The following is a 21,094-nucleotide window of genomic DNA, read 5'->3' on the forward strand; positions in this document are numbered from 1 at the left end:
TTGTATTAAATAATTTAGAACATGATTGACAGTCTCTTCGAGCCTATTTAACAGATTTTTAACTCATTGTACTACAACGCATGTTATTCTTCTTCTAAATACCTTAAATGGCTTTTGACACTATTTTAAATTAGGTAATACAGTAACTTTAGAGGTATTTGAATTTACGTTATTATTGCCTTTTGTATTTTTATTTTTTAAGTTGTTATATTTCTCATGCAGTTCTTTGTTTTCCTTCTTTACATTTTTTATATTATTTTCTAACAACGTGATTTTCCTTCGCATGATTTCCAGGCCTACATCTCTTTCTGACATGAACTTTACTTTATTTTCGAGTTCTGCTATTCTCTCTAAATGTTTTTCAATTTTCCTAATAGGGTCAGAGTCATTGTATTCACTTATCCTGAATTCAATATACTTCTTTAAAAGCTCATTATTATAAATGGTTTGTCTTGCGATTTTTGATTTTGTAGCTGTATTGTTAATGGATGGTCTGGTGTTTTTGATAGCATTCTTAAATTTTTCCTGTACTGTGAATGCCTCACTTAAAACACTCTCTATTTTTTTTAGATGTTCCCAATTTTTCGGTTCAATTAATTCAATTTGTATATCCATTTTTTCTAAGGTAAGAGTGATAGTATCAACTAATTCAGCCACGCCTTGACCTCCTTATAGATAGTTTTATAGTTATCAACAAAAAAGGATATTTGTGGGTACTTTTCTTTAATGTAGGTTTCACCTTTTAACTTTGTTTCTTTTTCCAACTCTTCAAGTTCTGGGATTAAAAACTTCTCTATAATATATCGCAACTTGTTGGTTTCTTTCTCAACAGCCTTCTTGAATCCTTTGTCTTGATTGTACTTAATTGTTTTTAATAAAGTGGTATATTTTTCATAGTTTATATCTACCATAAAAAAGGAGTGAAATAGATTAGTACACATACCGTATGCACAATACAAGTTATCCGTTCCATCGCTTTTACTGCACTCTCTAATAGGACCACTCTTTATGCAGATACCCCCATTTTTAGCTCTAACGGGCATTTTCTTTGTCAGTCCACTAATGATTTCATCTAAATCCGTAGCAACATTTAGTTTCGACTTTTCAATATACTCGTTAATACGTAGCATTAAGGTATCTTTACCATCACCCATAACTTCTGATTCGCCTGTAACAAGCATTTTCATTACTGATTCTGCTAATTCTTTTTCCTTGGCTAAATCCTGTTCCCGTCTATAATACCCATAGGTAATTTCTTTTGTTAAATGGTTCATATGTCTTTGAACGTAATATATTGGAACACCTTGATTAATTAAATCGTTGCACAATCTCACCCTAAATTGATGTGGGCGAGGGGTGCTTATAGTATCTGTTGGTTTATATTTTTTTAGATATTCAATGCTTACTGCATTACGCTCCATCAATATTCCGATATTTTGATGATGAAAAGTTGGAAACTTTTCTTTTACGTTAATACAACCAATTTCTCTTCCATGTTTTAAGGAGATGTTTACTAACATTCTGGATAAAGCATTTTCAGAAACAGGCAATGTTTTTGCCTTTAAAGGTACAAATAGTAGACTACTTTTTATTTCTTTTCTTCTGTCCTTATAAATTTTTTCTAAAGTTTTATAAGCCCTACATGCTAAATCTGTCATGGTGGTATTTACTTCCTTAAAGTTTCCATTTCCTTTTACACCTTTTGAAGTCTCATATCGCATGTAATAGGCTGTTTTCGTACCTTTAAGAATTTGTACGCTTTCTAAGCTATTTAACGGAATATCGCAAATTTCTCCGTTTCTTAGCCCAGTTTGAGATAATAAAATGACCATTGCAGAAATCCCTCTGTCATCAATTGGGGCATTTTCGTTATCCATAATATTACTTAGGCAAGATAATAAATTGTCCAAGTATTCATCTGGTATCGTATCCCATTTGTTAGATTCTCTTTGTGCTTTAAGCTCTTGACTTTCCTTTTTTGTAAGATTTAGGTGTTTATTTATTTCAATCCAATCAATTTTATTGTAGTTATTTGAATAGAATTGAAAAAACTCGTTAATGCAATTTTTATAACTCCGAATAGTATTAGGTGCAAGGTGACTTTTAGAATCAATGTATTTTTTAACTGTTTGAGGGCTGACATACTCAAGAGAATAGATGTCAAATGCTGATAGGTACTTTACAAAATCTTTTATATTCCCAAGAGTTTTGTAGATGGTCTGAATCTTATCTTTATCTTCCCACACTTTAGTCAGAGCAAAAAACTTTAATTGTTCTTTAAAGGAAACATCTACCTTTGAAAAATCAAAAGTAGATTTCCTCTTGGGAACACGTTGAAGTGTGACTGAATTGAAATCCCATACATCGTTTGAAAAGTAAATTTCTCCAGATACTATTGGTAACTTATCTATTCTTTTTATATGATTGAAAATTCTATTCGTAGTTACACCTTTTAACACAGAATCATCAAATTCACCTGGAAATAGCCACTGAATATTGTTAATTTCTTTTAAAGTGCCATTCATCCTAATGTATTCTCCTTAAGCTCTAATAACTTCCTTAAATAAGTAAGATAAAGACGTTTTATAGTGACTAAACGCTCTTTATCTGTAGGTAATTTAGCTAATTTGATTTCATTATCAATACTTCTAATCTTTTCTTCGTAAAAAGGTATTCTATCAATAGTCGCTATGAAACCAGAACACATTAAACAATCTAAATTATCATCTTTTTTGATACAAGATTCGTATGGACAGTACCCGCATTGGTCATTTACAAGGTCTTCGTTCTTGTGGTCTGTTTCAGCGACTATATTCCCTTTGATAGTAGGATTTCCTATGACGACCATGTGTGTTGCTTCAAGATAATCATTGATTTTTTCAGCAACATAGTGATTAGTGGTTGTGCTAATATTTTTATGGTTAGTTAAAGCCCGTAGTTTCATATCTGACAGGTTATTTCTAATAGCATATTCTAATGACTTAGTCATGTAGGTATCCCTTAAATTTTGTGCTGTAAAAGATTCAATGCCTAATTCTGAACAAATTCTTTTTAGGTAATCCGAAAAAGTTCGGACATTTATTACCTTAAAGTACAAATTTGAATATTCATGAATAAAAATGTGTTCTTTAATTGCATTATCTTTACATTTATCTCTTACTTCTTGAGTGAATTGTATAGCAGTTTCAATATACCTTCGAGTAAAAGGAGTAATTGGTATTTCTACGATTTTTCCACCTGAAACTTTTGTATTCGTTTCTAAGTAATATTCCTTTTTTACGCCCTTTTTTAAACAATTCACTTTTAGATTTATAATCTGAGAAATCCTAAATTCTGTAGCCAGAGCGATATGGAAGACAATATAGTATAGGGTGTTTAAATAATTGTCTTTTGATTTTTCCTTTAATTTAGCTTCTATTTTAAATAGATTTTCATTTGATATATCTTTGGCGGAATTTCTTACTTCCTTAGATTTAGTTACTAAATATTTTAATCCGCTTATTTCAACATTATAAAGATTGTGTTCCAGAACATAGTTGAGAAAAACCTTTACATTTATAATGTACTGAACATTTTTGTTATTTGTTTTTATGAATTGTGCGTAAGAGAATATTTCCTCTACACTAATAGTATCTTGTTTATCAATTGATTTTGTCATTTCTTTTATGCTGAATTTATTCTTCAGGTCATATATGAAGTTTAGAAATTTAATGATTATATATGCTTGGTCAATTCTTGCGGCCAAACTAACTTTAGAATTCCAAAACCAGTGCTTGACACAATATTTTAAAGTTTTATCTTTACATAAAGAGAAGTCGATTGGCTTATATGAAAAGCTATTTATTTTGGTTGTTTTATTTTCAGCACCGTTTGGCATGACTAACCATTTATCAAATGCTGGAATTGGGTCAAACGGATTAAGGGGGATAGGAAGAAATCCCTCTTCATAATTCCTGTTAAAACTTACAGTTTGAAGCATATTACCATCTATACCGTCTCTCCAATGTAATATGTTCTTACCTTCAGGAAGACTTAATAGCTTCAGATAAAACTTCTTTAATAAGGTTAATAGAGTGACCCTGTATTTAAAATTATTAAAAAAATAGAATTGTTGTTTAAAAGTTTCAGCATTAAAATCGGTTATCTGATTAATTTCCGTACCATTAAGGCTCTTTTGAAAGTTTTCGTAAAAATCAAAACTACGTGCTGTAGTATTATGAACAACAAAATCTCTAAGCAAATAAGAAAGATAGAGGTTAGTGCAATCATTTATATAACAAGATGTACGCTGTTTGTTTTTATAAACAATTAAATTGTGTGGCAAAAGTGAATTAGAGAAAAGCTGGAATAGTGCCTCGACCAAATTTTTTGTGTGTACTGATTTAAATGTTTCAACTAACTCGATAAATTCACCACTATAGCAATCATTTTTTATGAATTCCGATATTAGCCTACATGTACATTCTTGCATTTCAGTGTTGATACTCATATTAAATAGTTCCTGAAAAAACTCCCAAGTGACTGAATGGCAATCAATATCTTGAGGTACAAGTTCTATTACCTTATTTACAATTTGAACATCAAAACTGGAGTATCTAACATTTCCTTTAGCCTTTGTTTTGTTTAAAAATAAATCTATGATATTTTGTATTTTTTCATCTTTAAAAGCAAATACGATAGGGGTACTTGTTGACATTTCTTATCCACCTTCAAATGGTTAGTTCTGGAATAACTTCATAAATAGATTCAACTAAACTTGTTCTCTGCTCTATAATCTCTTCATCGGTTGGGCGATAATAATGTTTTACAGAATTAATGTTATTATGTCTTAGAAGGTTTTTTAATGTAAGTGCATCAACATTTTTGTATTTAACCATGAACATTGCGTATCCATGTCTGAATCGATGACTTAAATTATGCTCTCTCTGTTCTTTATCGACATTTAATCCAGCTTTTTTGAAAATATCCCTTAATGTTTTACCCCATAAATTTTGGCTTAAAGGTCTTCCAATACTGTTAATGAATACATAGAAATTTTCAGTATTATCATCTTCAACCGAGTCGGCATATGTGTATTTCTGATAATTGTTTTGAAATTTAAGGCTTTCGTTTAAATGAAATTCGTTTACGTAATCATTAATCTTGTCTAATAAGGCATCACTCAAATAAACAACTTGATAACCTATGTCCTTTGTTTGATATTTCTTTGTTTTATAGGTTTTTTTACTTTCAGGAATCATCCGCCATTTTGCTAATTGGTCAGATGAATCCGAACACCGATTACGTATATATAAAAAGTTACCCTTATCATTTACAACGATGTCTTCATTTGTCATTCCAAGTGCCTCACCAAGACGTAACCCATTCTCAAACATTAAACGGACTAAACATTCCTCTCGGAGTGTGTATTCCTTTCTGATTACATCAAGAATTCTCTTAAAGTCCTCAACACTTATATATCTGGGAGTGCTTATCTCAGGTTTGTAGTTTTTGAAACTAACATCATATTTATATATTTTCATAGGAGAATCCGTCTCGTCATTATATATGAGTTTATAATCTGTACCTTTTTTTAGAAGAGGTGACTTATCATGACCTAAATACAAAATGAAGCTCCTATATAGAGCGATATAAGTATTGATAGTTGAGGGGCTACGTAGGGTAACTAAGTCTAATTGATATAAAGTTCCCTGTTTTGAGATTCCTTCAAGAAATGAAAATAAGTTTTGAACATCATTTTTTGAAAGGGAATCAATTTTTAAATCGTATAGTTCTAAAAACGAATATAATAACTTTAAGGCATTTAATACAGTATAACGATGGTTGGGAGAAGCACCCTGTAGTTCAAAATTTAAGTAATCAAAGACTTCAGGTATTGGATTCATTTTCAAGTCGTATAGAAAGACATATTCTATACCATCATAAACAACCTTTGCATTTTGAAAATGTACTTTCTCTTTTATAGATACTTCTCCATTTTCCGTAATGAATTTTTTTTCAAAGTAGATACCATCATGAGAATGGCATTCAGTTATCAAATACATAGAATTATCCCCTTGAAGAACATTTTGTAAATATATTAGCATTCACAATATAATTTGACAATTTCTATTTTACCGATAAAGTTTTTAGGTGAAGATTAAACAATTTTTATGGGAAATAGTTGAAAGTGTATTTTATTTGGTTGTCTAAATCGTTATAATGTAAAATGGTTTAGTAAATTGTAGTATTTAAAGGCTTTTGATATAATTGTACAAAAAGTGTTTTACTGATAAGGTTTTATTGGTGAAAACATTACCGTTAACCTTCGCACCATTCGTTCCATTCCTCTGCGGGTAAAGGAAACGGTAACCTTTGAAGTACGCGGAGAGGCGTTCATGCCTAGAAAATCGTTCTTAAGTTTAAATAAAGGAAAAGAAGAACGAGGTGAGGAACCCTTTGCGAACCCTCGAAATGCTGCTGCGGGTTCACTTAGGCAATTAGATCCAAAAATCGCTGCATCAAGAAATTTAGATATATTCGTTTATGCTATGGCTGACGAGGGGAAAACGGGTATTCGTTCTCATAGTGAAGGTCTGGACTTTCTTGACTCTCAGGGGTTTAAAACGAACAAAGAGCGCCAGAAGTGTAAAAATATAGATGAGGTCATTCAATATATCGAGAAATGGACAGAAAACCGACCAGACTTATCGTATGATATTGATGGAATCGTTATTAAAGTCGATTCATATGACCAACAGGATGAACTCGGGACAACAGCAAAGAGTCCGAGATGGGCGATTGCTTATAAGTTTCCTGCTGAAGAGGTAGTCACGCAGTTAAGAGATATTGAATTAAGTATCGGTCGCACCGGTGTAGTGACGCCAACAGCATTACTTGAACCTGTTAGAGTTGCAGGTACTACCGTGCAACGTGCATCCCTTCATAATGAAGACCTTATTCGTGAGAAGGATATTAAGCTAGGTGATTACGTTGTGATTAAGAAAGCAGGCGACATCATCCCTGAAGTTGTCAATGTATTACCTGAAAGAAGAACGGGAGAAGAAGTTGATTTTCATATGCCAACTCATTGCCCGGCATGTGAAAGTGAACTTGTGCGTTTAGAGGAAGAAGTCGCACTTCGTTGTATTAATCCGAAATGTCCTGCGCAAATAAGAGAGGGGCTTATTCATTTTGTCTCACGAAATGCGATGAATATTGACGGGCTAGGGGAAAAAGTAATTAGCCAATTATTTGCAGAAAAGTTAATTGAAGATGTGGCAGATATTTATCATCTTACGTATGAACAGCTTATTCAATTAGAGAGAATGGGCGAAAAATCTGTTAACAACTTGCTAAAGGCCATTGAAGTCTCTAAGGATAATTCTTTAGAAAAATTATTATTCGGACTAGGGATCCGTCATGTGGGGGCGAAAGCGGCAAAAACACTTGCGCAAACATTTGGAGAGATGGGCAAAATCCAGCAGGCAACCATGGAGGATTTTATTAGCATTAATGAAATAGGCGATAAGATGGCTGATGCACTCGTCACATATTTTGAACAAGAAGAAGTAACATCTCTCATTCAAGAGTTACAAGATGTTGGAGTGAATCTGACTTATAAGGGACCAAAACCTGTAAATATAGCGGAATCTGATTCTGTTTTTGCTGGTAAAACCATTGTGTTAACGGGTAAATTAGAACAGCTTGCTAGAAATGAAGCCAAGGAAAAAATTGAAGCTCTAGGAGGCAAGGTCTCTGGCAGTGTAAGTAAGAAAACAGATTTAGTCATTGCCGGAGAAGACGCAGGCTCGAAATTAACCAAAGCTCAGGAATTAGGCATTACTATTTGGGACGAGGAAAAATTGATTGAGGAATTAAATTCGTAAGAGGTGAAAATCGTGAAAAAACTCATGGCAGTGTCGCTGTCATTCGTTCTTTTACTCGCCGGTTGTGCACCTAGTTTTAACCAGCAAGAAGAGGTTGTGCAAAATGAAAATGAGAGCAGCGAAGAAGAACAGGCGATCATACCAAACTTTAAAATATCCGATTCGTACTATCGGACAATCCTACCTTTTAAGCCAAGTGAGTCACGCGGTTTAGTCGTTAATAATGTGAATACAAAATATGATATTAATGAATTCGAAACAGGTTTAATGAGAGTGGCTCAGAACCATTTTGATACGGAAAAGTTCTTCTTCCAAGAAGGACAATACCTTGATAAAACCACGATTTCATCATGGTTAAGTCGCCAATATACGAAAGAACAATTAGAAGAAAAAGATATGACGGAGGAAGAGAATCTCGGTCTAAACCCTGTTGATGATGGGAAAGGGACTAAAGAAGAAAGAAACGCCCGTGCACCTCTTTATTTAGCCCATATTTTAGAACATAACTATCTTGTAAAAGATGGCGATAATAAGGTGAAGCTTGGCGGTGTCGTCATTGGTTTGGCACTTAATTCCGTCCATTATTATCAAAAAGAAGCCTACGGTGCCACGTATGAAGAAGATATTTCTCATAGTAAAGTAGAAGCAGAAGGCAAAAAGATGGCTGAGGAAATTATAAAGAGATTAAGACAACAAGAAGGGCTTGAGAACGTACCGATTACCATTGCCCTATTTGAACAATCGGAAAGAACGTCTGTCGTCCCAGGAAACTTCTTCGCCTATGCGCATGCCGCTGAGGGGAGTAACCAGCTAAGTGGTTGGGAAGATGTAAAGGAAGACTATATTTTATTCCCATCTAATACAGCCGAAGAGAAGTATCGTGAAGACTATACGAATTTCTTGAATTTCAAACAAGATGTTGAAAAATATTTCCCTAATTTTAACGGTGTCATTGGAAAAGGTTTCTATATTGGTGATCAATTGCAACAGCTAAATATAGATATACCTATACAATTTTACGGTAAGTCAGAAAGTATCGGATTCACCCAATATGTAACAAGCAAAGTTGTTAGTATGTTTCCAGAATATATCTCTGTCCAAGTAAGCGTCACATCAGTTAACGGACCAGAATCATTAATCGTCCGAAACGCAAACGAAGCTGAACCATTTGTTCATATTTATCAATAAAACGAAAAAACGCCGCTATTTTTAAACGGCGTTTTTTTATTTGCAATGGGATTAAGGTGGTTTGAACAAAAAGACAAGGATTAAGTGCCCCAACATACTTTTCGAAGATTTTTAGAGAGTACTCTAAAGGTAGCGGAACGAATTCCACCCGCAACTAGGTATTATTCCGACAGTGACAACAAATGATTTTGCCTGTGCACTTGTACACCCCGCGTGAATCGGTCCAACCAAGGTGAAAGCAATCGAAGAAATCCATCTATCAACATCGTCATTATTATCAAATAGGTCAGCTTAGCTGAGGAAGGAGTAATCTATGCTTCCGTAGAAGAAATAGTAGAACTTTAAGGTTATTTGTGATATCAACATTTATTGCATAGAAATGATAGACCGAAGGAGGTTTTGTTATGGAAAATAGAACAGATACAGCTTCAAGAGTGATCATGGCAGAATCACACACGATTTATGAAGCATTTCTCCATCCGAAAGCTTTAGTATCATGGCTCCCACCTAAAGGAATGTCAGGTTATGTTGAAGATTTTGATCCGCGGGAAGAGGGAACTTACAAAATGACACTCTTCTATGAAGGAAACCAACCCTCATATGGAAAAACAACTGAGAACAGTGATGTGTATCAAGGGAAATTTTTAGAATTAGTTCCTGATAAAAAGATAATACAACTAGTAATATTTGACTCAGAATCGCCGGAATTCACTGGTGAAATGAAACAGACATGGCTATTTGAACCTCTTGCAAAAGGGACAAAAGTCACCATTATATGTGAAAATGTCCCTAAAGGAATAAACAAGGCAGATCATGATATCGGTTTACATTCAACATTAGAAAATCTAGCTCTATTTGTGGAATAATTTTAGGTATGACCTTTACTAAAAAAACACCGACTAAATTTATGTAGTCGGTGGGTTATTTCTCATTCACTTAAGCATTTGTTTAGGATTTCGAACAAGGCGCTGAAATGTGTCCATAAAAAGAGCGGTGTGATAACCGTCACAGACAGCATGATGAACCTGTAGTGAAAGTGGTAAATAAATATTTTCATTCTTATTGAAAAATTTACCCGCAGTAACTATTGGCAGGAGGTAATTTGGATTTGTATTTATATTTAAGTTAAATCCAGTGAAAGTAGTCCATGGAATCATAGATATATTAACGACATTTTCAGGTACGGGTGCTTTAGGAAACAATTTTCCTGTACCAGTATATAACTCAGTATCGGTCACATAATCCATGTGGAACCTTTCAAAGCCTTCATCGATATCGGTGAAAATAGCGGAAAATAACGCTGACTCCTTGTCAAAAATCGTATACATAGGAATCACTCTGTTCCAGTACCCTAACTCACCTTTAGCAGTAACATTCATTCTAAAATGTTTATTTGTATTGACAACTTGTGTGATTAAAAAAATAAAAGCAGGATAAAATTGATATCCTTTTTCTTTAGTAAATTGGTATAGCTCAGTAATATCAATGTTATTAGTGATACTAAAGCTAGTTTGTTGGTTTAAGAAATGATTGAAAACCTCTTTACGTTCCCAATTATTTATGTCGATTTTAGTGAATTTCATCTTTTAATGCCTCCTAAAATATATTCTGATTTTAGGAGGCTATAAGAACTGCTTTTTTCATTGGTCCCATTCCTTTAGTTTATTTAAATAATCCTAACATATGTAATATGCTTTAGCACCTATATATATACAATCTATATTCAAAAAAGGAGTAGCCACCCGTTGGAACTCCTATTAACAATGAGATCATGTATATCACGGGTGGGTAGATAATAATTGTTTATTTTCCACATGCAAATATCCGGTAGCCCAATAGCTCATTATATTTCAATAATAGGTTAAAATGTTCGTTCATTACGGTATAAAGCTCTGGTTCAATGTGCTTTGAATAAAGAAAATCAGGGTTGGGATTGTATTGGAGCATCGACTGATTTTGACCACTTACGCGAATGTTCGTAAATCCTGCCCCTTCAAATAAACGCTGCCATTCTGCTTCGGTGAGGACAGAGTTGATCCCATAGAATCGATTGATTTCATCTGCTATCCATGGAGGGAGTGAGACATTGGCAGTAAACTCATTAGAAATAAACCGCCCCCCTTTTTTTAATAAACGAAAAATCTCTTTAAGCGCTTTCGGTTGATTGACAAAAGTAAGGACTGATTCGCACATAATTAAATCAAATTTCTCATCTTCAAGTGGGAGTGCCTCGATAGAACCTTGGAAAATACGTACTGGAAGTTTAGCTTCCTTCATTCTATGGGTTGCTTTTTCCACCATAATAGGATTAATATCAACCCCAGTTACGTTTGCCCCTGACTGAGCAGCCAAAAAGGCGGCTGTTTGGCCAGTTCCGCAGCCTACATCTAAAATTTCCGACATAGCGTCTAATTCTTCATTCATAAGAAGCGCCTTTGTTAGTTCAAAACCACCCGGGTGCGCTCCTCCAACACCAAACTTTGATAAGAAATCTAAATAAATGGGAACCACCTCCTTTTGTATTTCTATAAGGTATGAAAAAAACAAATCTAATGTTCTTTGCCAAATGGGCTTTTACATCAGTAACAACTACCTAAAAACATCATAGTTTGTTACAGAGAGCGGTTTTAGACTCTCTTTCTACGGACTAAACCTAAAAAGGGGAAGAAAAAATGCAAAATTTTCAAAATGAACTTCAATCACTTGGAATGGATCAATATCAGGTGGGTGAATTAACACCTATTCAATATCAAGCACCAGTACCAGTTCAATTTAATGATATGCGTCGCTGTGGCGGCTGTGGTGGTTGCGGAGGTTGTGGTGGTTTTCGCTGTGGTGGTTGTGGCGGTTTTAGATGTGCAGGCTGTTTTGGTTGTTTTGGTTGCTTCGGGTTCTTTATTTAACAATTCCTTTTTTAAAGGCAAGTGTCAGTGTAAGTTACCTTCGTTCTCTCGTCACAAAATGAATAATGAAGCGTGTGTAAACACTCTACAAGTCCCTATGTTAGGGGCTTCTTTTTCGTTATTCATAATGGACAAATACAAATACATAAATTATAAGGAATATTTAATGAATGCTCAGATCGAAGGAGGGGCTACATGACGAAATTGAAAGCAACCTCACGTCTCAAAGTGAAGAATGATACATTTTATCTACCAGACCCAAAGGGAGGCGTCTATTTTAGGAATAACGCCAGTTCATTTTGGATGGATGGAGGCACTATTTATCAATGGATTGAAAAGCTGATCCCTATGTTTAATGGAAATCATACTTTGGAAGAACTCACTGCGGGTTTGACCACTCCCTATCGAAACAGAGTATATGAAATTGGTGAGGCTTTACTGACGAAAGGTTATGTTAGAGATACGAGTCAAGATCAATCACACCAATTACCAGCAAGTGTTCTAGAAAAATACGCTTCACAAATTGAATTCATTGAGAGTTTTGTTGATTCAGGTGCGTATCGTTTTCAAAGGTATCGCCACGCAAAGGTATTAGTGATGGGATCTGGTTCTCTATTCGTTTCGCTGACATCTGCATTGTTGGAATCAGGGCTACCAACCTTTCATGTGATGAGGACAGAAGCAGTCCCAACAGACCATAAGCGGATTAATGAAATAGTGAATCATGCCAAAAAGGATGATCCTACCGTGAAAGTGGAGGAAATTCCTTACAGTAAGAATTGGAGAGAAGTAGTACAATCATTTGATTGGATATTATATGTTTCCCAAAATGGAGATATAGACGAAGTGAAGGAGATTAATCAGGTTTGTAAAGAAGAAAAGAAAGCCTTCCTTCCTGCTTTATATCTAAAGCAGGTGGGAATGGCAGGGCCTGTAGTTGATTCAGAAACAGAGGGATGCTGGGAATCTGCATGGCGTCGAATGCATGAGGCAATATTGGAACAAGAACGTAAGCAACAGCCTTATTCTTCGACCGCAGGTGCTTTATTGGCGAATATTATTGTTTTTGAGTTTTTTAAGCAGGTGACAGGAGCAATGGATAAGAAAGAAAACAATCAATTCTATTTGCTAAATCTTGAAAGTTTGCAAGGTGAATGGATTTCGTACTATTCACATCCATTAGTTGAAAATCTTACATTTAAACCTGAACTTGTCGATGATTTAAACACCCGACTTCTGAGAGAGAATACGGAACAGCCCAACACAAACAGACTGTTAGAATATTTTAGTTTATTAACTGCTAAAGAAACAGGGATTCTTCATATTTGGGAGGAAAAGGACTTAACACAGCTTCCGCTTTCACAATGTTATGTTCAAGCAGTAAATCCATTGGCAAAAGGACCGGCTACTCTTTTGAAGAAGGCTTTATGCTCGGGTCTAACACATGAAGAAGCAAGAAGGGAAGCAGGGCTTACTGGACTGGAGATGTATGTTTCACAAATAGTGAGAGGTAGAATAAGTGGATTTATGGGCATTGGTGCTGGTGAATCCCTTGCAGAAGCGGTTTGTCGTGGACTACAAGCGTATTTGGAAGAGGAAAGGCGAGGTCTTCCAGTTGACCAGCAACAATCGCTGTTACCAGTAAATCTTGAGAGGATAGAGGATCGTAGTTGTAGATATTATTTACAGTCACTGACCACCTTAAATGGTCCACCCACTATCCGTATGGGAAATGAAATATTAGGCTTTCCTGTTATATGCATAGAGTCAAATGGTTTTAAATATAGTAGTTCTGGTTTAAATATCACACTGGCACTAAGTCACGCTTTGCAAAAAGCAGTATCGAATGTACAAAATGAGGCAACGTTCCATGAGGGGGAAATAAACTCTTATTATGGTATAAGAGGGAAAGAGGCAAAACTAAACATTCCTTCATGTGAGCATTTGACAAAAAAGGAGTTATTACAATCTGCTGTTTACAAATTAAATGAGGGCCATAAAGAGATCGTTGTTTACGATCTTTCTTTTGAACCATTTTTAAGAAAAGAGTTAGCTGGAGTTTATGGTGTACAGATTTGTAAGGAGGTACGCTAATGATTGTCATCGTCGGTAATGGTAAACTGGCCGATTTTGTCTATAGGCAATTGTCTAGTAATTATACAGTCGCGCGGCAAGATCTATTAACGGATTTCCCTGAAGATACAACATTGGCGCTCGTATTGCATGATAATTGGCAGCCCTCCGTTCATCAACAAGCAGAAGAAAAATTCAGAAAGGAAAATATTCCATGGCTCCGTGGCTTTGTTTCTTTTGGTGAGGGAATTATTGGTCCATTTATACAACCGGGAAAACGGGGATGTTCACGTTGCGCCGATGTAAGGCGCATCATAGGAGGTACAGATTCTAAAGAAATGTGGGGGCTTTATTATAAATTATCAGGAGAAAGTCGCCCGCAAGACGCATGGGCATCACGAACGGGACTTTGGCAAATGACAACTTTATTATGTACAGAAGTGGATTATATTCTTCAAGGAGAGATCAATCATTTAGAAAATCAACTGTTCATTACAAATCTTAAAACGTTCATGCATTCATCTCATCATTTTTCCTTTGATCCAATGTGCCCAATATGTGGAGACATTCCAGAAGATTCAGCGGAATTAGCAGAAATTAAGTTGCAATCTAGTCCGAAAATTCAAGGTGCTGGTTATCGCAGTCGTTCAATTGAAGAATTAGAAACCGTGCTATTAAGAGATTATTACGATCATCGGACGGGGGTAATCAATGGAAAAATACAGGATTGGACACTTCCTTTTGCTGATGTTCTTATGAATATGCCACTGTTTGGTGCAAGCGAGGGAGTGGCTGGAAGATCTAACTCTTATCGAATGAGCGAGTTAACAGCTATTTTGGAAGGCTTAGAGCGGTATTGCGGTATCGAGCCTAGGGGAAAAAGAAGGGTTGTACGAGGAAGTTATCTAGATGTTATGGATCAAGCCTTAAACCCTTCAACTGTTGGTTTACACTCACCTGAGTATTATGAGAATCCTCATTTTCCGTATCAATCATTCGAACCTAATAAACCAATGAATTGGGTTTGGGGTTATTCATTCTTACAAGAAAGATCTATTCTTGTCCCAGAATTACTTGCTTATTACAGTTTAGGTTGTGGGGAAGGTTTTGTTTATGAGACTTCAAACGGATGTGCAATCGGAGGTAGCCTGGAGGAAGCTATTTTTCATGGAGTAATGGAAGTCGTTGAGCGAGATTCCTTTTTACTCACTTGGTATGCGAAAATGCCATTGCCACGTCTTGATTTAAGTTCTGCAGATGACAAGGAATTGCAATTGATGGTTGATCGGGTACGTGAGGTGGCAGGGTACGACCTTCATTTTTACAATTCAACGATGGAACATGGTATCCCAAGTGTGTGGGCAGTAGCAAAAAATAGAAGAGAAACAGGTATAAATATTATTTGTGCTGCAGGTGCTCATATGGACCCAGTAAGGGCTGTTAAAAGTGCCATCTATGAGCTAGCGGGCATGATGTTTGTTCATGATGAGAAATTAGCAACAAATAGGCAAAAATACGAGGAGATGCTTGAAGATCCGTTTAAAGTAAGAACAATGGAGGATCATGGCATGTTGTACGGTCTACCCGAGGCGGAAGAATACCTAACGTTTATTTTGAATAATCAAGGGCCATTACGTACATTTGCTGAAGAATTCAAGAAGCCACCAGTATACAACGATTTGAAAGATGACCTTCACGAAGTTCTTCAGACGTTCCGTGAAAATAATCTAGAAGTGATTGTCGTTGACCAAACAACACCAATTATTCAAGAGAATGGATTGTATTGTGTGAAGGTCATTATTCCTGGGATGTTGCCAATGACATTTGGTCATCACCTGACACGGGTGAAAGGATTAGATAGAGTACTAAAGGTGCCAAAGCAGCTAGGGTATAGGAAGAAGCACTTATCGTATGAAGAGCTGAACCCACTTCCTCACCCGTTTCCGTAATGGAAGGAGAGGAGGATGAAAGAATTGGAGTTAGATACATTTATACACAATCTCCACTTTGATACAGAGAAACTTGCTCCACCCGATTGGCAGGTCGATTGGGAAGGGGCCCCCCTTCCGTATAAATTGTACCGTGGGTTACCAGCTATTCCGTTAAACGCTAATGTACCTTCAACCCTTCACCAAAATCTAATGCCTACATTGAAGGAGATTGGGCATTTGCTATGGTATACCTATGGAATAACTCAATATGTCCGGCTCCCTCATGACACTCAATCATTGCGGAGATTTGTCCCCTCCGGTGGGGCGCTTTATCCTAATGAAATATATGTATATATGAAACTTGAAGATGCTAAAACAGGCATCTACCATTATGATGTTGCTCATCACCGCCTCATTTTGTTACGGGAGGGAAATTTTGATACATTCGTTTCCAAAAGTTTGGGGACAGTGATTGAAGATTGTTTTTGCACTGTTTTTATTTCAACCTTCTTTTGGAAAAATTTTTATAAATACAATCATTTTTCCTATCGATTACAGGGACTAGATACTGGGGTGCTCATTGGACAATTATTAGAAGTAGCAGATCAATTAGATTACAATACGAAAGTTTGCTATCAGTTTTTAGACGGAGCAATGAATCATTTACTAGGTCTAGCTGAAGAAGACGAAAGTGTGTACGCAGTCATTCCGATATCAACTAAAGCCATCGACCAAACGACTAAAGAAATGGTGTCCTCCCATACATTGTGCGCCGAAATAGCGCAATTAGGTCACCTACCTCATAACCTGTCAAAGACTATGGACTATCCGTTACTTAGAAAGCTCAATGAAGCTGCCATGTTCGATTCAACAGTGTCTTTTAGAAAGGTAAGGTGCCAGGGTGAAACATTCACTTCTGGTACTGATATAACCTTGCCAAATACACAAAACTATTCATATGATTTCTCATCGATTTGTAAGAAGCGGTTTTCTCCAGATGCAGACTTTATGATGGGGGAAATAAGGCAAACGACTCTAGCAACCTTGCTAAAGGAGACATGTTCCTTCACTTATCATCACGATCTTGATGATACCGACGGCCATGTTGCTGCGCGTGTAACTTTATACGGCAGCCTACACAATGTGGAGGGGATACCGAACGGGGCTTATGCTTATGACAATGAAAATCATATGCTTCGTCTATTGAAAGAAGGTGATTATCGCCCGTTTTTACATTCGGGCTTAGTGATGCCTAATGTTAATTTATATCAAGTGCCGCTTTGTATGCATGTAATAGGGGATAAAAGCCATTACAAAGATTCATTGGGTTACCGAGGATACCGTATTCAACAGATGGAGGCAGGCCTACTAACACAACGATTACTCTTGCATGCGTCTGCCTTAGATTTGGGAGGGCATCCACTATTGGGTTATTCTGTAAGTCAATGCGATCAACTCTATGAACTCGCTTCTAAAAGGAAAACGAGCTTAATTCAAATCCCGGTTGGCATGCACCGGCCTCGTGCTTGGTTGAAAGGAGGATTACGTTGATGTAGTTTACTCATCAATAACGTACCCTCTCAAATTCTTGGTAATGAAAACAAGCCTTCTAACTCAACTTAGAAGGCTTTATCAAGTATTAGTTTGCAACAAATATCTCTCTTGCCTTCTTTTCTTACCCTTTTAAACCACAATCATCTATAAAAAAGTATTTTCTATTAGAAAAAGCTTGCATCTCACGTTACGTTATCTTCTATGATTGGGTGTAGATAGAATGAGAGAGGCAGGGTATGAATGGAACAACGATATTCTTTAATGAGAAACACACCTTTTATTTTCTTATTTATAGGTAGCTTTTTGGCGATTATTGGATTTAGTATGTTTTTCATGACAACTACTTGGTTTGTAATTTCAGATTTAGGGTCTGCTAGTTCACTAGGCATGATTCTCATTGCCATTACTGTACCTAGAGTAGTTATGATGGCATTTGGTGGAGTACTTGCTGATAAATATAAGAAGACGACCATTATGTTCACTACGAGTACCATTCAAGGTGTTTTACTCGTACTCATTTTTTTACTAAACAATGCCGGTCAATTAACATTTGTTTATTTGCTTATTTTGGGGTTCTTTTTTGGAACACTAGATGCTTTTTCTGGACCAGCCGGAACCTCGTTAATTCCCAAGTTGGTACAAGTACAACAGATCAAACAAGCGAACGCAATCATTCAGGGGTTAGGTCAAATTGGTTTTATTGTTGGTCCAATTATTTCTGGGAGTATCATGGAGTTCGCTGGCGTAACAACAGGTTATTTAGTTTCAGCTATTATTGTTCTGTTGTCTGCTTTCTTTATGTTTCCACCATTCTTAAAAGAAGGTCCAGTAGACAATACAGTCAAACAAACACCACTGAAAGATTTGATCGAAGGGTTTTCTTATGTCAAAGCGAGCAAATTTTTGATTACAGGCATTCTTATTTTAATCACGTTAAATTTCTTTGCCTTTGGTGCGATTTCTATTGCGATTCCCATCTTAGTAGAGACGTACGGAGGTTCACCAATCAATCTTAGTTACATTGAATCAGCATTAGGAGTGGGGATGTTAGTTAGTACTGCTATTATTGGGATGGTTAAAATACGCCGTAGGGGGTTCACTTCTATTGTTGGTCTAATTGCAACACTAATTGTTGCGATAGCATTTAGCCAAATTCCCAATTTGTATATATTGACAGCTTTAGCTTTCTTTATTGGATTTACGATGACATTTGTTTCTATTCCATTCTTCACTTCAGCACAAGAAGATACAGACCCAAGGATTATGGGAAGAGTGATGAGTATTGTTTTCTTAGCGATGAACGGCTTTGACCCGTTGGCTTATGCCACTGTCACTTTACTCGTGTCTAAGGGAATTGATATCCAATTAGTCATTTTGTCCTTTTCTGTTATTGGATTAATCATTGCTCTAGTCACTTTATGGAAAGGAAAGACGTATAGAAATTACGAGTCAACTTATTAATGTATTTAAAACAAGAGACCACTTTAATATAAAAGAAGTGGTCTTTTGATCACTAACATACTATTGTGAATCAACTAGGTAGATCCTTGATCAATAGGAGAAAAAAATCAATTTAATAGAAACTTTATTATTTTTCTAAAAATAGTATTAGTAGAATCATTGCTGAATTTTCTCTAATTATGGTAGTATAATAATTGTTAGGGTTAATCTTTTCACAGTCTGAAATGTGCCAATTGTAGCAACATTTCAAAATGACTGATGTGAACTTATAGGAGGATGAAAAAATGGTACAATCTTATAAGCATGAGCCATTTACTGATTTTAGCGTTGAGCAAAACCGTGAAGGGTATTTAAAAGGTTTAGAAACGGTTAAAGGTTATTTAGGTCAAGATTATGATTTATTAATCGATGGAGAACGTATCTCTACTGAAGATAAAATCGTTTCTGTAAACCCAGCGAATAAAGAAGAAATCATTGGTCGCGTTTCAAAAGCGAACCAAGAGCTAGCTGAAAAAGCGATGCAAGCTGCAGTTAAAGCCTTCCAATCATGGAAGAAAGTGAAGCCAGAAACACGTGCAGATGTGTTATTTAAAGCAGCAGCCATCATTCGTAGACGTAAACATGAATTCTCTGCCTTATTGACAAAGGAAGCAGGGAAGCCATGGAATGAAGCAGATGCTGATACAGCTGAAGCGATTGATTTCTTAGAGTATTACGCGCGTCAAATGCTTGCAATTAAAGATGGTGTGCCTGTTAACAGTCGACCAAATGAATTTAATCGTTATGATTATATTCCTCTTGGCGTTGGTATCATCATTTCTCCTTGGAACTTCCCATTAGCGATTATGGCAGGTACAACCGTTGCTGCTATTGTTGCAGGGAATACCGTTCTATTAAAACCCGCTTCTACAACGCCAATTGTGGCTGCGAAATTCGTAGAAGTTATGGAAGAAGCCGGTCTACCAAAAGGTGTACTGAATTTTGTACCAGGAAGTGGCGCAGAAGTAGGTGACTATTTAGTAGATCACAAAGATACGCGTTTCGTATCATTTACAGGATCTCGTGATGTTGGCCTTCGTATTAACGAACGAGCTTCAAAATTAAATGATGGTCAAATCTGGATTAAACGTGTCATTGCTGAAATGGGCGGTAAAGATACCATTGTTGTAGATAAAGAAGCAGATTTAGAGCTTGCTGCTCAATCAATCGTAGCTTCAGCCTTTGGTTTCTCTGGTCAAAAATGTTCTGCATGTTCACGTGCAGTCATCGTTGAAGATGTTTACGACCAAGTGTTAAATCGCGTAATCGAAATTACAAAAGAGAAACAAGCTGGTAATCCGGAAGACACAAGCAACTTTACAGGACCGGTTATTGACCAAGCTGCGTATGATAAAATCATGAGTTATATTGAAATCGGTAAACAAGAAGGAAGATTAGTAGCCGGTGGAGAAGGCGATGACTCTAAAGGTTATTTCATTCAACCAACAGTGTTCGCTGATCTTGATCCAGAAGCTCGTCTCATGAAAGAAGAAATCTTCGGCCCAGTTGTCGGTTTCACAAAAGCAAAAGACTTCGACCATGCAATTGAAGTGGCAAACAACACGGAGTATGGTTTAACGGGTGCTGTTATTACAACCAACCGTGAACATATCCAAAAAGCACGTGAAGATTTCCATGTCGGAAACCTTTACTTCAACCGTGGTTGTACAGGGGCGATTGTCGGTTACCAACCATTCGGAGGGTTCAATATGTCAGGAACAGACTCAAAAGCGGGTGGCCCTGACTACATCATGCTACACATGCAAGCAAAAACAACATCTGAAATGTATTAATCTGTCTAATCAAAGGGTGCTCACTAAAAATACGGTGAGTGCCTTTTTTTATGTACGTACCTTTACCAAATCTACTGGCAAAAGTTGACGTAGTAGTGAGCGGATGACAAACATTACTCGGCAATCCTTAGCCAGGGTGGTTATGAGTAGACTTTTACTGAAATCTGGTTGGATAGCTAGTATTAAAGAGTTTGCTCGGATAACATTGTAGGAAAATGGCAAGATAGCGGAGGAAAGCGAGATAGCGCATGCAACTCTGTAAGAAGCCGGGAAGATAGCTGGGG

The 21,094-nt window shown here is 36.3% G+C and carries 14 protein-coding genes and 1 pseudogene; 9 read left to right on the forward strand and 6 right to left on the reverse strand.

Annotated elements, in window-relative coordinates; all coding sequences use genetic code 11:
* Positions 1 to 120: 120 nt before the first annotated feature.
* From MKX83_RS03510 to MKX83_RS03525, 4 genes are read right to left on the reverse strand one after another with little or no spacing between them, the layout of a single operon-like run.
* Positions 121 to 657 carry a hypothetical protein gene (locus tag MKX83_RS03510; protein WP_341054090.1) on the reverse strand — a complete coding sequence of 179 codons (537 nt, stop codon included), beginning with the start codon at positions 655 to 657 and terminating at the stop codon, positions 121 to 123.
* Complete coding sequence (locus tag MKX83_RS03515; RefSeq protein WP_341054093.1) at positions 645 to 2,525, reverse strand: tyrosine-type recombinase/integrase; 1,881 nt, start codon at positions 2,523 to 2,525, stop codon at positions 645 to 647. The genes MKX83_RS03510 and MKX83_RS03515 overlap by 13 nt, the downstream gene beginning before the upstream one ends.
* Entirely contained in the window at positions 2,522 to 4,696 is a 2,175-nt protein-coding gene (locus MKX83_RS03520) for a site-specific integrase (protein ID WP_341054095.1), read from the reverse strand. Before MKX83_RS03520 ends, MKX83_RS03515 begins: the two co-directional genes overlap by 4 nt.
* Positions 4,697 to 4,709: 13 nt before the next feature.
* Positions 4,710 to 6,044, reverse strand: coding sequence for a tyrosine-type recombinase/integrase (locus tag MKX83_RS03525; protein WP_341054097.1), 1,335 nt, complete (start codon positions 6,042 to 6,044; stop codon positions 4,710 to 4,712).
* Between the two features lie 231 nt (positions 6,045 to 6,275).
* Here MKX83_RS03525 and ligA point away from each other — a divergent pair.
* The 3 genes and pseudogenes from ligA to MKX83_RS03540 all read left to right on the forward strand — a co-directional run.
* Positions 6,276 to 7,868: pseudogene (gene ligA / locus MKX83_RS03530) on the forward strand (NAD-dependent DNA ligase LigA); the annotation flags it as partial.
* Positions 7,869 to 7,880: 12 nt separating this feature from the next.
* The gene (locus MKX83_RS03535; protein WP_322910210.1) at positions 7,881 to 9,056 is read left to right on the forward strand and encodes a CamS family sex pheromone protein; all 1,176 of its coding nucleotides are present in this window, start codon (positions 7,881 to 7,883) and stop codon (positions 9,054 to 9,056) included.
* Between the two features lie 404 nt (positions 9,057 to 9,460).
* Positions 9,461 to 9,922, forward strand: coding sequence for an SRPBCC domain-containing protein (locus MKX83_RS03540; RefSeq protein ID WP_095370705.1), 462 nt, complete (start codon positions 9,461 to 9,463; stop codon positions 9,920 to 9,922).
* 66 nt (positions 9,923 to 9,988) lie between these two features.
* Here MKX83_RS03540 and catA read toward each other — a convergent pair whose 3' ends face one another.
* On the reverse strand, positions 9,989 to 10,639 hold the full coding sequence (gene catA, locus MKX83_RS03545) for a type A chloramphenicol O-acetyltransferase (protein WP_307315322.1): 651 nt from the start codon (positions 10,637 to 10,639) through the stop codon (positions 9,989 to 9,991).
* A 220-nt stretch (positions 10,640 to 10,859) separates the two neighbouring features.
* On the reverse strand, positions 10,860 to 11,603 hold the full coding sequence (locus MKX83_RS03550) for a class I SAM-dependent methyltransferase (RefSeq protein ID WP_341054100.1): 744 nt from the start codon (positions 11,601 to 11,603) through the stop codon (positions 10,860 to 10,862).
* A 125-nt stretch (positions 11,604 to 11,728) separates the two neighbouring features.
* Between MKX83_RS03550 and MKX83_RS03555 the strand changes: the two genes are divergently transcribed.
* From MKX83_RS03555 to pruA, 6 genes are all read left to right on the forward strand, one after another.
* Complete coding sequence (locus tag MKX83_RS03555; protein WP_095370703.1) at positions 11,729 to 11,959, forward strand: heterocycloanthracin/sonorensin family bacteriocin; 231 nt, start codon at positions 11,729 to 11,731, stop codon at positions 11,957 to 11,959.
* A gap of 195 nt (positions 11,960 to 12,154) precedes the next feature.
* Positions 12,155 to 14,053: a putative thiazole-containing bacteriocin maturation protein gene (locus MKX83_RS03560; RefSeq protein ID WP_341054102.1), complete on the forward strand. Its 1,899-nt coding sequence runs from the start codon at positions 12,155 to 12,157 to the stop codon at positions 14,051 to 14,053.
* Complete coding sequence (locus MKX83_RS03565; protein ID WP_341054104.1) at positions 14,053 to 15,981, forward strand: TOMM precursor leader peptide-binding protein; 1,929 nt, start codon at positions 14,053 to 14,055, stop codon at positions 15,979 to 15,981. Before MKX83_RS03560 ends, MKX83_RS03565 begins: the two co-directional genes overlap by 1 nt.
* 24 nt (positions 15,982 to 16,005) lie before the next feature.
* Complete coding sequence (locus MKX83_RS03570) at positions 16,006 to 17,514, forward strand: SagB family peptide dehydrogenase (protein WP_341054107.1); 1,509 nt, start codon at positions 16,006 to 16,008, stop codon at positions 17,512 to 17,514.
* A gap of 243 nt (positions 17,515 to 17,757) precedes the next feature.
* Positions 17,758 to 18,978, forward strand: coding sequence for an MFS transporter (locus MKX83_RS03575; RefSeq protein WP_095370699.1), 1,221 nt, complete (start codon positions 17,758 to 17,760; stop codon positions 18,976 to 18,978).
* Positions 18,979 to 19,262: 284 nt separating this feature from the next.
* Positions 19,263 to 20,810, forward strand: coding sequence for an L-glutamate gamma-semialdehyde dehydrogenase (gene pruA, locus MKX83_RS03580; RefSeq protein WP_095370698.1), 1,548 nt, complete (start codon positions 19,263 to 19,265; stop codon positions 20,808 to 20,810).
* Positions 20,811 to 21,094 lie beyond the last annotated feature (284 nt).

Source organism: Cytobacillus sp. FSL M8-0252 (assembly GCF_038007345.1).
Classification (GTDB): Bacteria; Bacillota; Bacilli; order Bacillales; family Cytobacillaceae; genus Cytobacillus; species Cytobacillus kochii.

Coding starts and splice junctions, on each gene's coding strand:
- MKX83_RS03525 (WP_341054097.1), bottom strand. CDS start 6,044: ATGTATTTGATAACTGAATGCCATTCTCATGATGGTATCTACTTTGAA.
- MKX83_RS03515 (WP_341054093.1), bottom strand. CDS start 2,525: ATGAATGGCACTTTAAAAGAAATTAACAATATTCAGTGGCTATTTCCA.
- MKX83_RS03565 (WP_341054104.1), top strand. CDS start 14,053: ATGATTGTCATCGTCGGTAATGGTAAACTGGCCGATTTTGTCTATAGG.
- MKX83_RS03560 (WP_341054102.1), top strand. CDS start 12,155: ATGACGAAATTGAAAGCAACCTCACGTCTCAAAGTGAAGAATGATACA.
- MKX83_RS03575 (WP_095370699.1), top strand. CDS start 17,758: ATGGAACAACGATATTCTTTAATGAGAAACACACCTTTTATTTTCTTA.
- MKX83_RS03520 (WP_341054095.1), bottom strand. CDS start 4,696: ATGTCAACAAGTACCCCTATCGTATTTGCTTTTAAAGATGAAAAAATA.
- MKX83_RS03555 (WP_095370703.1), top strand. CDS start 11,729: ATGCAAAATTTTCAAAATGAACTTCAATCACTTGGAATGGATCAATAT.
- pruA (WP_095370698.1), top strand. CDS start 19,263: ATGGTACAATCTTATAAGCATGAGCCATTTACTGATTTTAGCGTTGAG.
- catA (WP_307315322.1), bottom strand. CDS start 10,639: ATGAAATTCACTAAAATCGACATAAATAATTGGGAACGTAAAGAGGTT.
- MKX83_RS03540 (WP_095370705.1), top strand. CDS start 9,461: ATGGAAAATAGAACAGATACAGCTTCAAGAGTGATCATGGCAGAATCA.